We start from the raw sequence: 13,268 nt of genomic DNA, 5'->3' as shown, positions 1-13,268 counted from the left end.
GATTTAGCATGAAAGATAAATTGGGGAGACCTTTAAGAGATTTACGGATTTCTGTAACAGACCGCTGTAATTTTCGGTGCCGCTACTGTATGCCGCCGGAGATCTTTGATAAAGATTTTAAGTTTATGCCGAAGACGGAAATCCTTACTCTTGAGGAATTAGCATATATGACTAAGCTGTTTGTAAAAGCTGCTGGAATAGAAAAGGTTCGCATAACTGGTGGGGAACCACTCATGCGTCAAAACCTTGTCCACTTAATCTCAATGATTAAGGAGATTGAAGGCATAAATGACATTGCTATGACTACAAACGGATCTTTACTACCATCACAAGCTAAGTCACTAAAGAAAGCAGGGCTTGAGCGAGTCACGATTAGTTTAGACTCTTTAAATGATGAGAAGTTTAAATATATAAATGGAAGAAATATCGGTGTCCAGTCCGTTTTAGATGGAATTAATTCTGCCCTTAAGGCTGACTTGCAGGTAAAGATAAACATGGTTGTGAAACGAGGTATGAACGAAGAGGACATCCTCCCAATGGCAAGGTTCTTTAAAGATAAGGGAGTGATATTAAGGTATATAGAATATATGGATGTAGGAAACACAAATGGTTGGAAATTAGATCATGTTGTGAGTAAGAAAGAGATCTTCTCTATTATCAACAAAGAACTTCCAATAGAACCAGTTGATCCAAACTATTTAGGTGAAGTGGCAGATAGGTATAAATATAAGGATAATGACAATGAAATTGGGATCATTTCCTCTGTCACAGATGCTTTTTGCTCCACTTGCTCAAGAGCACGTTTATCTGCAGATGGGAATCTAGTCACTTGTTTATTTGCTTCAAAAGGCCATAATTTACGTGATTTCTTACGTGCAGGAGCAAGTGATGAAGAAATGATTACAAAAATTAAAGAAATATGGACGAATCGTGAAGATAAATACTCAGAAGAACGGTTAAGTCATACAGATAAAAAAGAGATTAAAAAAATTGAAATGTCCCACATTGGTGGATAAATCAATAAAAGGCTGGGACTCCATGATCCCAGCCTTTTTACATATCATTTGGGTTTACAACGTCACCGATCTTTGGATTTTGGAACACAACTTCTTCCATATCCTTATTATAATCGATTGTCATATCGTTAAAATACCACACATCTTCTTCCGTCACACAAAAACTAATTCCACTTTTATCATAATTGAAATAAGGAACTACAGGCGTCCCTATAACAATCCCTGCAGAAAATCCTCCTGATCCAACACCACCAACCCTAACAAATAGTGTGACAGTATCTCCGTTTTTTAGATTCATTTCATTTTTATAAAACTGTACAGCTGAATTTGTAATCGTTAACTCCATGTAATAGTCATCCTTTCATGTCTTAATTATAGACAGGAAAAGGAGGGGACGTAAAGGCACACACATGTTTTAAGAAGAGTGGGAATGTTATAATATAAAATGTAACTTAGTAATCTTTACGAGACTGGCTCTCAATACATATTGCAAGGGGGATTTTATATGTCAGTAGAAGCGAAGGAACAAGCGTTCCGTGATTATGTGAAAAAGATGAGCAATTATGGTGAAGCTATTGGACTCATGGCTTGGGATTTACGTACAGGTGCACCTAGAAAAGGGGTAGAGCAACGTTCAGAAGTCCTTGGTACTCTATCTTCAGAAGTCTTCCGAATGAAAACATCTGATACGATGAAAAGCTTTATTGAAGATTTATCAGAAGACTCAATTTTTCAACAGTTAGGTGATGTTACGAAAGGAACGCTCTTAGAGTGTAAAAAGGAATATACAAAACTAACGAATGTACCTGAAGAGGAATATTCAAAATTCGTTGTTTTAACTGCAAAGGCAGAATCAGCATGGGCAGAGGCAAAAGAAAAAAATGATTTTAAATCATTTCAACCTTATTTGGAAGAAATTGTTGCTTATAATCGAAAATATGTAGAATGGGTTGGATATGAAGGCAACAAGTATAATACTTTGTTGGATGAATATGAACCTGGACTAACTGTGGACATTATTGATAACGTATTTGGAAAATTGCGAGATGAAATTGTTCCACTGGTGAAAGAAGTGACTGAAGCAAAGAATCAGCCGCAGACAGAATTCTTATTTCACAACTTCCCACAGAAACATCAGGAAGCCCTTAGTAAAGATATCTTAAAGAGTATGCAATATGACTTTCAAGCTGGTCGTCTAGATACGACAGTACACCCGTTCGCAATTGGGTTAAACCCCGGGGATGTACGAGTAACAACAAAGTATGATGAGAATGATTTCCGTACAGCCGTCTTTGGCACTATTCATGAAGGTGGGCACGCCCTTTATGAACAAAACGTTGACCTAAAATATGTGGGTACACCACTTTGCTCTGGTACATCGATGGGGATACATGAATCCCAATCACTCTTCTGGGAAAACTTCGTTGGAAGAAACCGAGCTTTCTGGGAGAAGAATTATGACCTATTGAAAAGCTATTCCCCACAACAATTTGCAGGCATAGATTTAGATACGTACTATCGTGGAATTAATGTTGCAGGCCCATCATTTATTCGTATTGAAGCAGATGAGATGACCTATTCTCTTCATATCATCTTAAGATACGAGTTAGAGAAAGGGCTTATTAATGGCGACATTGAGGTAAAGGACCTCCCAGAGGCTTGGAATGATAAGATGGAGGAGTTCCTTGGTATACGTCCTTCAACAGATGCTGAAGGGGTACTACAGGACGTTCACTGGTCAGGTGGATCCTTCGGTTATTTCCCATCTTACGCATTAGGATACGTGTATGCAGCGCAGCTGAAGACAGCTATGGATAAGGACATACCTAATTTTGAGGAACTATTACGTGAAGGGAATTTAGCACCGATTAAGGAATGGCTAACCGAGAACGTTCATCAATATGGAAAAAGCAAAGAACCGTTAGAAATATTAAAGGACACGACTGGTGAAGGGATAAATCCAACCCATTTAATTAATTACTTAAAAGAGAAGTACAGAGAAGTGTATAAACTTTCTTAAATAAATCTAGAGCTGATCCAAAGACTTATAGGGTCAGCTTTTTTTGTGAGCAAACATTTATTATCAAAAGCAACACCTAGTTTAATTTTTCACGTACCGTACAAGTATAACTTAGTTGATATATAATAAAATAATTATAGGAGTTAAGAACGAGTGTTCTTATTTATTTTGGGTTAATGTCTATAGTAAAAGGGAATGTACTGTAGTGAATGTCAATACAATTTTTTATCAATCACGATAGAAAAATATATTTAAAGCAAGATTAACTATAGATAAAAAAGGATTGTGCAATTTATAATAGAATTATAATATTATAAGCGCTTTCAAAGAGGGGGTCCATCATGTATAAAAATATACTTTTGGCTGCTGACGGCTCTAATCATTCCATTCGTGCGATGGAGCGAGCAATTTATATAGCAAAGAAAACAAAAGAAGCAATAATTACATTTATTCACGTTGTTGATGATATTCCAGGCAGAAAGGAAATAATCGATGATGTAAAAGTGAGAGAGGTACCAGAAGAGTTAAAAATTAAAACAGCAGAAATCGAAAAAACAATAAGTCAAGAAGGCTTGTCTATAAAGGCAATACACATATACGGGGATCCTGGACCAACAATCGTTCGGGAAGCAAATAATGGGGAGTATGATATTGTTATAATTGGTAGCCGAGGCTTGAACCCACTTCAACAAATGGTTTTAGGAAGTGTCTCTCACAAAGTTGCAAAACGGGTAAACTGTCCAGTTTTAATTGTTAAGTAATGGAGAGAGTAATTGATATAGAAAAATTCAATGAAAGTAGGGAGTTAATAATAATGGAAAATCCAAGTAGAGAAGAAATCAAAGGAATTTTGAAAGAGGCGAAAATAATTGCTGTTGTTGGGTTATCAGACAATCCAGAACGCACCTCTTATCAGGTGTCTGCGGCGATGCAGGACGCAGGGTATGAAATCATTCCAATTAATCCAACTGTAACAGAAGTTTTGGGAGTCAAAGCAGTTCCAACCTTAAAAGAATTGACTCAACCAGTTGACATTATAAATGTATTTAGACGTAGTGAATTCTTACCTGAGGTTGCAAGAGAAGCCGAATCTGTAGAGGCAAAAGTTTTTTGGGCACAACAAGGCCTATTTAATGAAGAAGCAGCAGAAATTGCAAAAAATGCCGGTATGACCGTAATTATGGATCGATGTATTAAAGTAGAACACGCTCTAACGAAGTAAGGACAACCGGCCCTGCGCCGGTTGTTTAATTTTTACAAACATTTACTGATTCAATTAGAAAGTCCTAGATGATACTTCCATAGCACATGACAAAATACATAAAGATAGTATGATTTAAATATAGAACACGTGGTACTTTTCGTTAAAACTCTTTCTTGTGATAAATGCTTATAGTTAGTTTCTAAGAATTTATTGCTTGTTCACATAAAAAATGCAATTGACAAAAGGAGCAATTATTCTATATCGTAATGAGTACTGACACATCTTTTATCTGTAAATAAACTACATCATGAGTCATTCGACTTAACATTTAGCTAAGTCAATATATTTATTTCATATAATTAATCGAAAGACACCGGTTCTTGTGTTATGTTATATATTAGTTTTATGGTTCGGTTTTTTAGAAAGGGGAAGTAATAATTGTCCATGAATGAGAATTTTAATTATAATGATGACGCCATTCAAGTCCTTGAAGGCTTAGAAGCAGTTCGAAAGCGTCCTGGTATGTATATAGGTAGTACGGATCATAGAGGTCTTCACCACTTAGTGTACGAAATCGTTGACAACTCTGTGGATGAAGCTTTAGCTGGGTATGGAGACGAAATACTAGTCACCATACATAAAGATGATAGTATAAGCGTGAAAGACAACGGACGTGGTTATCCAACAGGAATGCACCGTACAGGGAAACCTACGCCAGAAGTTATCTTAACCGTGCTTCATGCAGGAGGAAAATTCGGCCAAGGCGGTTACAAGACTAGTGGAGGATTACACGGTGTAGGTGCATCTGTAGTAAATGCACTATCTGAATGGTTAGAAGTAACCATTCATCGTGATGGAACTATTTATCGTCAGCGATTTGAGAAAGGCGGAAATCCTGTCACTACGCTTGAAAAGATCGGTAAGACGAGGAAAACAGGTACGACTGTACATTTCAAACCGGATAGTACGATATTTAGTACAACCCAATATCATTTCGATACATTAGCTGAACGATTAAGAGAAGCGGCGTTTTTGCTAAAAGGGCTTAAAATCGAGCTCAAAGACCTTCGTGATGACAAAGATAATGATCATGAAGTGTTTCAGTTTGAAACAGGTTTGGAAGCATTCGTACAATATTTAAACGAAGAAAAAGAAACTCTTCATCCCGTTGTATCCTTTGAAGGGGAACATGACGGAATAGAAGTGGATTTTGCATTCCAGTACAATGACGCCTTTACAGAGAACATGCTTTCCTTTGTAAATAACGTGCGTACGAGAGATGGCGGAACACACGAATTAGGTGCAAAGACTGCAGTTACACGTATTGTGAATGAACACGCTAGGAAACTGCAACTTTTAAAAGAAAAGGATAAGAATCTTGATGGAAATGATATACGTGAAGGTTTTACGGCAATCGTTTCAGTTAGGGTACCAGAAGATAAACTACAATTTGAAGGACAAACAAAAGGGAAACTAGGTACGACACAGGCACGTTCTGCTGTGGATAGCATCGTTTCAGAAAAATTAAGTTTCTTTCTAGAGGAAAATCCTGATGTTAGCAATACTTTAATACGTAAAGCGATCAAAGCTTCACAGGCGAGAGAAGCAGCAAGAAAGGCAAGGGAAGATGCCCGTAGCGGGAAGAAGAACAAACGAAAAGATGCCATGCTTAGTGGTAAATTAACACCAGCACAGTCAAGAAACCCTCAACGTAATGAATTATATTTAGTGGAGGGAGATTCTGCAGGTGGATCAGCAAAGCAGGGGCGTGACCGTAAATTCCAAGCGGTTCTGCCATTACGAGGAAAAGTAATTAATACGGAAAAGGCAAAGCTTGCTGATATTATGAAAAATGAAGAGATTCGGACCATCATCTATGCTATCGGAGGAGATGTTGGTGCTGATTTTGATATAGAAAGTATTAACTACGACAAAATTGTCATTATGACAGATGCAGATACGGATGGCGCTCATATTCAAGTCCTTTTATTAACTTTCTTTTATCGTTATATGAGACCACTTGTGGAGGCAGGTCGTGTGTATATTGCCCTTCCACCTCTGTATAAAGTAAGTAAAGGTTCTGGGAAAAAAGAGAAAATTGAATATGCCTGGGATGAGGAAGGCTTACAAGATGCAATTAAGAAGATAGGGAAAGGGTACATCATTCAACGATATAAAGGACTCGGTGAGATGGATGCTACTCAACTTTGGGAAACAACCATGGACCCTGATACTAGGACATTAGTAAGGGTACGAATTGATGATATTGCTAGGGCTGAAAGAAGGGTAGCCACCTTAATGGGCGATAAAGTTGAACCTCGAAGAAAATGGATTGAGAGAAATGTTGAATTTGGTTTGAATGAAGAAACGAATATACTAGATAATCAAAATATGCTAGTCACAGAGGAGGAGTAATCCTTGCAGGAAAAAGGTTATTTAGACCTGCCTTTAGAGGATGTTATTGGGGACAGGTTCGGACGCTATAGTAAATACATTATACAAGACCGTGCGTTACCAGATGCGAGAGATGGTCTTAAACCAGTACAACGGAGAATTTTGTATGCCATGCATATGGACCGAAATACTTCAGATAAGCCGTTTCGAAAATCCGCTAAAACAGTTGGTAACGTAATCGGTAACTATCACCCACATGGTGATTCTTCCGTATATGATGCAATGATTCGAATGAGTCAAGATTGGAAAATGCGCCAAATGCTGATACAAATGCATGGGAATAATGGTTCTATTGACGGTGACCCCCCTGCAGCAATGCGTTATACGGAGGCGAGGCTGTCAGCGATATCTTCTGAATTATTAAGTGATATTGAGAAAAATACAGTTGATTTTATGCTCAACTTTGATGATTCATTAGAGGAACCTGTTGTTTTACCAGCAAGATATCCTAATTTGCTTGTAAATGGATCTACTGGCATTTCAAGTGGTTATGCAACAGATATTCCCCCGCACCAGTTGGGAGAAGTAATTGATGCTGCCATTTTCCATATGGAAAACCCAGAGTGCTCAGTTGATGACCTCATGAAACATATTAAAGGACCTGACTTTCCAACTGGAGGGATTATCCAGGGGGTTGAAGGCTTAAAGAAGGCTTATGAGACGGGAAAAGGAAAGATTGTTTTACGCGGAAAAGCAGAGTTTGCAGAATTGCGCGGTGGCAAACAGCAAATCATTATAACTGAAATCCCTTATGAAGTTAATAAAGCGAATCTAGTTAAAAAAATGGACGAGCTCCGCATTGATAAAAAAGTAGATGGAATTGCAGAGGTGCGTGACGATACTGACCGTACTGGTTTAAGAATTGTCATCGAGCTGAAGAAAGATGCAGATGGACAAGGAATCCTTCACTATCTATATAAAAATACAGATTTACAAGTATCATATAATTTTAATATGGTGGCAATCTCCAATAAGACACCTAAGTTAATGGGCTTAAAACAGATGCTTTCTTCTTATATTGACCATCAAAAGGATGTAGTGACACGTCGCACCAAATTTGACTTAACTAAGGCAAAGGAACGTGCGCATATTGTTGAAGGGCTTATGAAGGCAATCTCAATTTTAGATGAGGTCATTGAAACGATTAGGGCTTCAAAGGATAAAAGAGATGCGAAAAACCACCTACAACAGAAATTTCAGTTTAGTGAACCTCAAGCTGAAGCAATTGTGATGTTACAGCTATATCGCTTAACGAATACGGATATTACAACTCTTCAAGAAGAGGCAGACGAACTAAAGAAACAAATTGAAGCGCTAGAAAGCATATTAGCTAGTGAAAAAAACCTCATTAGTGAAATAAAACGTGAGATGAAAATTATTAAAAAGACATTTAATAATCCTCGTCGAACGAAAATTGAAAATGAAATTGAAGACTTAAAGATAAATCTAGAGGTTGTTATTCCTTCTGAAGATGTCATGGTCACTGTTACAAAAGAAGGTTATGTAAAGCGCTCAAGTATGCGTTCATATAGTGCTTCAAATGGTGATAATCCAGGTATGAAGGAAACGGACAGACTTCTGTCGTCTATAGAAATGAATACAACTGATACCTTATTATTGTTTACAAAGAAAGGTTCATTCTTATTTATTCCAGTCCATCAATTACCAGAAATACGTTGGAAAGACAGTGGCCAGCATGTAGCTAATATCGTTTCCATGGATAATGATGATACCATTATTACTGCTATTCCAATAAAAGAATTTTCAGATGATAAGTACTTATTGTTTGCAACGAAAAATGGAATGGTTAAAAGGTCTGTACTCTCTGAGTATAAAGCACAAAGAAACTCAAAGGCGTTGATGGCTGTTAAATTGAAAAAGGATGATGAAGTTGTCTACGTATCCCTAACAGATGGTATGACAGATCTCTTTGTTGCAACTAGAAATGGATACGGATTGTGGTATTCGGAGGAAGAAGTAAGCATTACTGGGCAGCGAACTGCTGGTGTTAAATCTATTAATTTGAAGCAAGATGATTATGTTGTTAGCTGCTTTGCATTTATGAAGGAAAAGGGTTTACCTAGTTTATTCTTAGTAACGCAGCGAGCAGCATTTAAAAAGATGAAACTAAGTATTTTTGAAAAAACAAGTCGTGCGAAGCGTGGCCTAGTTATGTTAAAAGAGTTGAAGCGACAGCCACATCGTGTTGCCGCACTTGTTCCAGTTGAAAACAATGATAAAGTATGGGTTCAAGTAGAAAATGGGGCAATAGATTCGATAGATGTTAAAGATGTAAGGTATAATGATCGTTATACAAATGGATCATTTATCTTTGATACAGAAGACACAGGTGATGTAAAAGAAGTTTGGGTGGAAAAAGGTGAAGAGGAGGAAGGCAATGATAGCTCGTCTTCTCCAACACAAGATAATATGAAAAAAACTGTTGATGTGGAATCAAAAAAAAAAAATCTAGATGATGATGGACAACCAACATTGTTCTAGGATCAAATAACGAAAACCTTAGTGGGAAGACCACTAAGGTTTTTTTATGTTCACAAAACTTTCGGGGACCTGGTCCCCGAAAGTTTTAACACTTAGTTACCATACTTTTATTATGTAAACAAGATATATATATATCCAAAAGTTTATTTCACATGATCTTACTAAAAGTTAAACTACTGCATAACTTTTGCTAAAAATTCCATAATAAAAACATGTGAGGGAGGTGAAGGCATGTTTAGTAAATTAATGAAAAGAAAGCAGGGAGACCCAATAAATGAGCTTTCTTTTGAAGAATATTTATCGACACATACAAATATTCATGATCACCTACCTAGATCAACGATCTCAGTAAAGCAAAAATGCAATGAAATCTTTTCTGAGAGCTTTGATTTCTCTGAAAGGGATTTTCATCTTTTAACAGGCAGATCCGTGTACATATGCTACTTTTCAGCATTAATTAGTCAACCACAGCTTGAAGAGAGCGTCATAAAGCCACTCCTTCAACATGTCGATTATATTAATAATACAGAACATCTTGGAAGTATTCTTACTGTTACTAAGTATGAATTCGTTACTGACTGGAAGATGGCAGTCGAAAGTATCTTAGACGGAAATATTCTTTTACATGTGGATCAATTGGACCCAATCATTGTTTATTTAGCAGAAAAGCAAGATCGTACGCCTGGGGATCCTACAACGGAATATCAAGTATATGGCGCCAAATTTGGTTTTATAGAAGACAGTCGCAAAAATGTTGGTATTATGCGTCAGTTTATTAAGGACCCGCGACTGAAATCGAAAGGTTATGAAATAGGAGTAGTTAGTAAAACACAAGTAGCTGCCGTTTATTTAGACCAGTATTGTCAACCAGAAGTACTTGATCACTTAGATCAACTATTGAATTCCTATCATAAAGAGCATTTACTCTCCATAGGTCAACTAACAAAATATATTTCAAAACACCCAAACTCTATTTTTCCGCAAGCAACAATGTCTGAACGGCCAGATTTAGTTGCACTTTCTCTAATACAAGGTAAAGTAGCCTTATTTATAGATAATTCTACTTTTTGCGTGGTTACACCAGTAACCTTAATGGATTTAATAGAAACGAGTGAGGACCATTTTTTTCTTGTAAAATGGAATTTACTATTTATTCGCTTATTAAGGCTTGCGAGTTTATTTATAGGAACAATTTTACCGGCACTATATGTAGCACTAGTTGCATTTCAACCTGAACTAATACCTACCACACTTACTATTAGCGTAGCTCAATCTAGGGTGCAAATTCCATTACCAGCTACAGCTGAAGCCTTTTTAATGATGTTTGCTTTAGATGTACTTATTGAAGCCAGTATTAGATTACCTAGTTTCGTCGGACAAACGATAGGTATTGTTGGCGGTTTAGTCATAGGTACTGCAGCTGTTGAAGCTGGGATTGTCAGCCATACGATGGTTATAGTCATTGCGTTTACTGCCATTGCATTATTCACCATGCCTAGCTGGGAATTTGTGTCGTCATGGCGTATCATCCGGTACCTTCTAGTAGGTGTTTCGACACTGCTCGGACTATACGGACTAACACTAGCTGTAGGATTTTTATTAATTCATCTATGCAAACTAGATTCCATGAACAAACCTTATATGTATCCATTTGCGCCATTTGACGGCAAGCGCTTCAAGACATTTTTTCTTCCAAAAAGGTAAGGTTGTGCTCTTAAACTTGTCATGAATAGGATGATAACAATGAATATTCAAAATAAATACTCCCAATTAGGAAGTGTAGAGCTATTTACCTTTACTTATTGTTCAGCTGTTACAATTGGCTTCATGTTTCTTCCGTATATTTCACAGGAGGAGATTCGTAGTGCTTATTTTAAAGTAATGGCGGCAGTAATTCCTTATCTTTTACTAATTTTCTTGTGGAAAAAAGTAGTGGACAAACATCAAGAGAGAGATATGTTTAGTCTCTTAAAAAAAAATAGTAAATCATGGATTTACTACCCTGTTATTTTATATTTTATTGGTAGCTGTCTGTACAGCTTACTCTTTATTGTTAAGAGCTTAATAATTATAGTTCAAACTTATATGATGCAGGATACGGAACAGTGGATAATCGGAATAGCCTTTTTGATTACAGTTGGTGCTTCTGCACTTTACGGTATCCATGCCATTTCAAGAATGATCGTCGTCATTTATTTTCATGAGATACTTTTAGTTATTACGCTCATAGGATTTTTGTTCTCAGAGGATTTTCGTTGGGTAAATATTCCTCCTTACTTGGGTGTAGATGTACTAACGTTTATGAAAAGCTCATTATCGGAAGTTACAAGATATGGTGGTATTGTGACGGTTTTTGCATTCTTACCTCTGGTGAAAAAAGATGTGAAAGTATTTAAACCTATCATCATTAGTTTACTTTCTATCATGGCAACGTACGTACTAATATGTATTACTACACTAGGGGTTTTTGGTTATGATCAGGCATTAACACTCTTATCACCAGTTACCGCTTTAATGCAGACTACTACGTCACCAACTGGATTATTTGAGCGTCTAGACTTATTTTTCTTAACTGTATGGGTGATGTCATTTTTTAAAATAGGATTAATATTTATCTGGTTTACTGCTACTTTATGTAAACAAATCGTGCCTGTAAAACCAAAAAGAGAGTGGATCTATATCACTCTTGTTTCTTCGATTATTGTAATATTAATGCTAATAACTCCTAGTATTACAAGTTTTGATTGGAGACCGTATAATTTAAACATGCTTTCTGTTTCCTTAATGGTTCCTTTTCTTATATTACTCTATTTGAAATTCCGTAAGAAAAAAGGAGTAGGGGAGACATGAAAAAGTTTGGTTTAGTGATAATAGCATTGATACTCTGTACGTCTTGTACTACAGATTCAAGAGAAATTGATCAGCGAACGATGATTTTAGGAATGGGGATTGATAAAGATCAGAAAACAGATGATTTTATTATCACCATGCAAGTACCAGTTATTACACCGCAAGAAGGTGGCGGATTGAGTGCGAGTGAGTTTGAAACAATATCTGGAAAAGGGGAGACTCTTTGGGAAGCTATTTCTAATATTGAAGCATATACACCAACTGTTTTATTTTTTGGTCACCTAAAAGCCGTAGTGATTGGGGAAAATTTGGCTAGATCTGGGGTATATGAAGTTTTAGATTTATTAGATCGTAGAGCTCCTTTAGCAAACCAAGTATATTTAGTTGTGGTTAGGAGTAGGAATGAGGTAAATGATTTTTTAGATCAGGAGTCACCGTTGATTTCTTTACCTAGCCTTTATCTAGATCGTTTTTTTAATGCAGATCAAAAGCTTTCTAGATCAAGGGAGGTAAAATTATTTGAATTTCGAAGAGATATGAATATGGTTTTTAATGCAGCTACTTTACCTTTTGCATATAATGACGTCAACATTGTAATAGAAGATATGGCCGTTTTTCATAAAGGTAAATTAGTAGGTGAGTTAACTGGTTCAGAGGCTGGAAAAAGTGAACTTATTAAGCATCGTATATTAGAAAATATGAATTATAACGTAGCATTTGATCAAGAAGGGCATGAGGTTACAGTTTCAGCAAGGGTAGGTTCAACTGTTGACATTAATTATGAGAAAACAAATCCAGTAGACCTAACTTTAGATATTAGTGGTAAGGCCGAAATTGTCCATTTGTCAGAGCATGATTTTAGAACAACAAAAGACCATTTAAATAAAATACAAGAGAAGCTTGAGGAGGAGATAAAGGAAGAAACCGAAAGAACTATACAAAAAATGAAAGATATCAATGTGGAACCATGGTTAATTGGACATGAAATCTGGGCAAAAAATTATGAGTTTTATAAAACTTTAGATTGGGAGGAAACAGGGTGGGTAGATTCAAATGTAACTGTAAATGTTGAAATAGAAGTAGAACAAACAGGACAACGGAGCGTACTAGAAAAAAAGAAACTAGGCAGATAAAAAATTCAGATTCCGTCTCAAAACTTGAAGTATTCTTTTCAATTGAGATGGAATCTTTTATTTTATTATTAGTTCCGATAAACTATATT

The 13,268-nt window shown here is 36.5% G+C and carries 10 protein-coding genes; 9 read left to right on the top strand and 1 reads right to left on the bottom strand.

What is annotated here, in order from left to right; translation table 11 throughout:
- The first annotated feature begins 8 nt into the window (after positions 1–8).
- Positions 9–1,016 (top strand): GTP 3',8-cyclase MoaA, encoded by a 1,008-nt coding sequence (moaA, locus tag BW724_RS11880; protein ID WP_088075424.1) that lies wholly within the window; start codon positions 9–11, stop codon positions 1,014–1,016.
- A gap of 37 nt (positions 1,017–1,053) precedes the next feature.
- Here moaA and BW724_RS11875 read toward each other — a convergent pair whose 3' ends face one another.
- Positions 1,054–1,362, bottom strand: coding sequence for an iron-sulfur cluster biosynthesis family protein (locus tag BW724_RS11875; protein WP_088075423.1), 309 nt, complete (start codon positions 1,360–1,362; stop codon positions 1,054–1,056).
- A 159-nt stretch (positions 1,363–1,521) separates the two neighbouring features.
- On the opposite strand from BW724_RS11875, the gene BW724_RS11870 reads away from it, so the two are divergent.
- The 8 genes from BW724_RS11870 (at position 1,522) to BW724_RS11835 (ending at position 13,179) form a co-directional block, all read left to right on the top strand.
- On the top strand, positions 1,522–3,036 hold the full coding sequence (locus BW724_RS11870; protein WP_088075422.1) for a carboxypeptidase M32: 1,515 nt from the start codon (positions 1,522–1,524) through the stop codon (positions 3,034–3,036).
- A gap of 341 nt (positions 3,037–3,377) precedes the next feature.
- Positions 3,378–3,797, top strand: a complete 420-nt coding sequence (locus BW724_RS11865; protein ID WP_088075421.1) for a universal stress protein — start codon at positions 3,378–3,380, stop codon at positions 3,795–3,797.
- 53 nt (positions 3,798–3,850) lie between these two features.
- Positions 3,851–4,258, top strand: a complete 408-nt coding sequence (locus BW724_RS11860; protein WP_088075420.1) for a CoA-binding protein — start codon at positions 3,851–3,853, stop codon at positions 4,256–4,258.
- A 426-nt stretch (positions 4,259–4,684) separates the two neighbouring features.
- Positions 4,685–6,655 (top strand): DNA topoisomerase IV subunit B, encoded by a 1,971-nt coding sequence (gene parE / locus BW724_RS11855; RefSeq protein WP_417891427.1) that lies wholly within the window; start codon positions 4,685–4,687, stop codon positions 6,653–6,655.
- A gap of 3 nt (positions 6,656–6,658) precedes the next feature.
- On the top strand, positions 6,659–9,196 hold the full coding sequence (gene parC / locus BW724_RS11850; protein WP_088075418.1) for a DNA topoisomerase IV subunit A: 2,538 nt from the start codon (positions 6,659–6,661) through the stop codon (positions 9,194–9,196).
- 231 nt (positions 9,197–9,427) lie between these two features.
- Complete coding sequence (locus BW724_RS11845; protein WP_088075417.1) at positions 9,428–10,900, top strand: spore germination protein; 1,473 nt, start codon at positions 9,428–9,430, stop codon at positions 10,898–10,900.
- A 39-nt stretch (positions 10,901–10,939) separates the two neighbouring features.
- Entirely contained in the window at positions 10,940–12,046 is a 1,107-nt protein-coding gene (locus BW724_RS11840; RefSeq protein ID WP_176371391.1) for a GerAB/ArcD/ProY family transporter, read from the top strand.
- The gene (locus tag BW724_RS11835) at positions 12,043–13,179 is read left to right on the top strand and encodes a Ger(x)C family spore germination protein (RefSeq protein WP_088075415.1); all 1,137 of its coding nucleotides are present in this window, start codon (positions 12,043–12,045) and stop codon (positions 13,177–13,179) included. Before BW724_RS11840 ends, BW724_RS11835 begins: the two co-directional genes overlap by 4 nt.
- The last annotated feature ends 89 nt before the right edge of the window (positions 13,180–13,268 follow it).

The sequence above is a fragment of the Litchfieldia alkalitelluris genome, from assembly GCF_002153425.1.
Lineage (GTDB): Bacteria > Bacillota > Bacilli > Bacillales > Salisediminibacteriaceae > Evansella > Evansella alkalicola.
The sequence above is the reverse complement of the archived record's forward strand: the minus strand, read 5'-3'. Positions and strand labels throughout refer to the sequence as shown.

Excerpts from the sequence above, each read along its gene's own strand:
- moaA (WP_088075424.1), top strand. The coding sequence starts at position 9 with ATGAAAGATAAATTGGGGAGACCTTTAAGAGATTTACGGATTTCTGTA.
- BW724_RS11875 (WP_088075423.1), bottom strand. The coding sequence starts at position 1,362 with ATGGAGTTAACGATTACAAATTCAGCTGTACAGTTTTATAAAAATGAA.
- BW724_RS11870 (WP_088075422.1), top strand. The coding sequence starts at position 1,522 with ATGTCAGTAGAAGCGAAGGAACAAGCGTTCCGTGATTATGTGAAAAAG.
- BW724_RS11865 (WP_088075421.1), top strand. The coding sequence starts at position 3,378 with ATGTATAAAAATATACTTTTGGCTGCTGACGGCTCTAATCATTCCATT.
- BW724_RS11860 (WP_088075420.1), top strand. The coding sequence starts at position 3,851 with ATGGAAAATCCAAGTAGAGAAGAAATCAAAGGAATTTTGAAAGAGGCG.
- parE (WP_417891427.1), top strand. The coding sequence starts at position 4,685 with ATGAATGAGAATTTTAATTATAATGATGACGCCATTCAAGTCCTTGAA.
- BW724_RS11845 (WP_088075417.1), top strand. The coding sequence starts at position 9,428 with ATGTTTAGTAAATTAATGAAAAGAAAGCAGGGAGACCCAATAAATGAG.
- BW724_RS11840 (WP_176371391.1), top strand. The coding sequence starts at position 10,940 with ATGAATATTCAAAATAAATACTCCCAATTAGGAAGTGTAGAGCTATTT.
- BW724_RS11835 (WP_088075415.1), top strand. The coding sequence starts at position 12,043 with ATGAAAAAGTTTGGTTTAGTGATAATAGCATTGATACTCTGTACGTCT.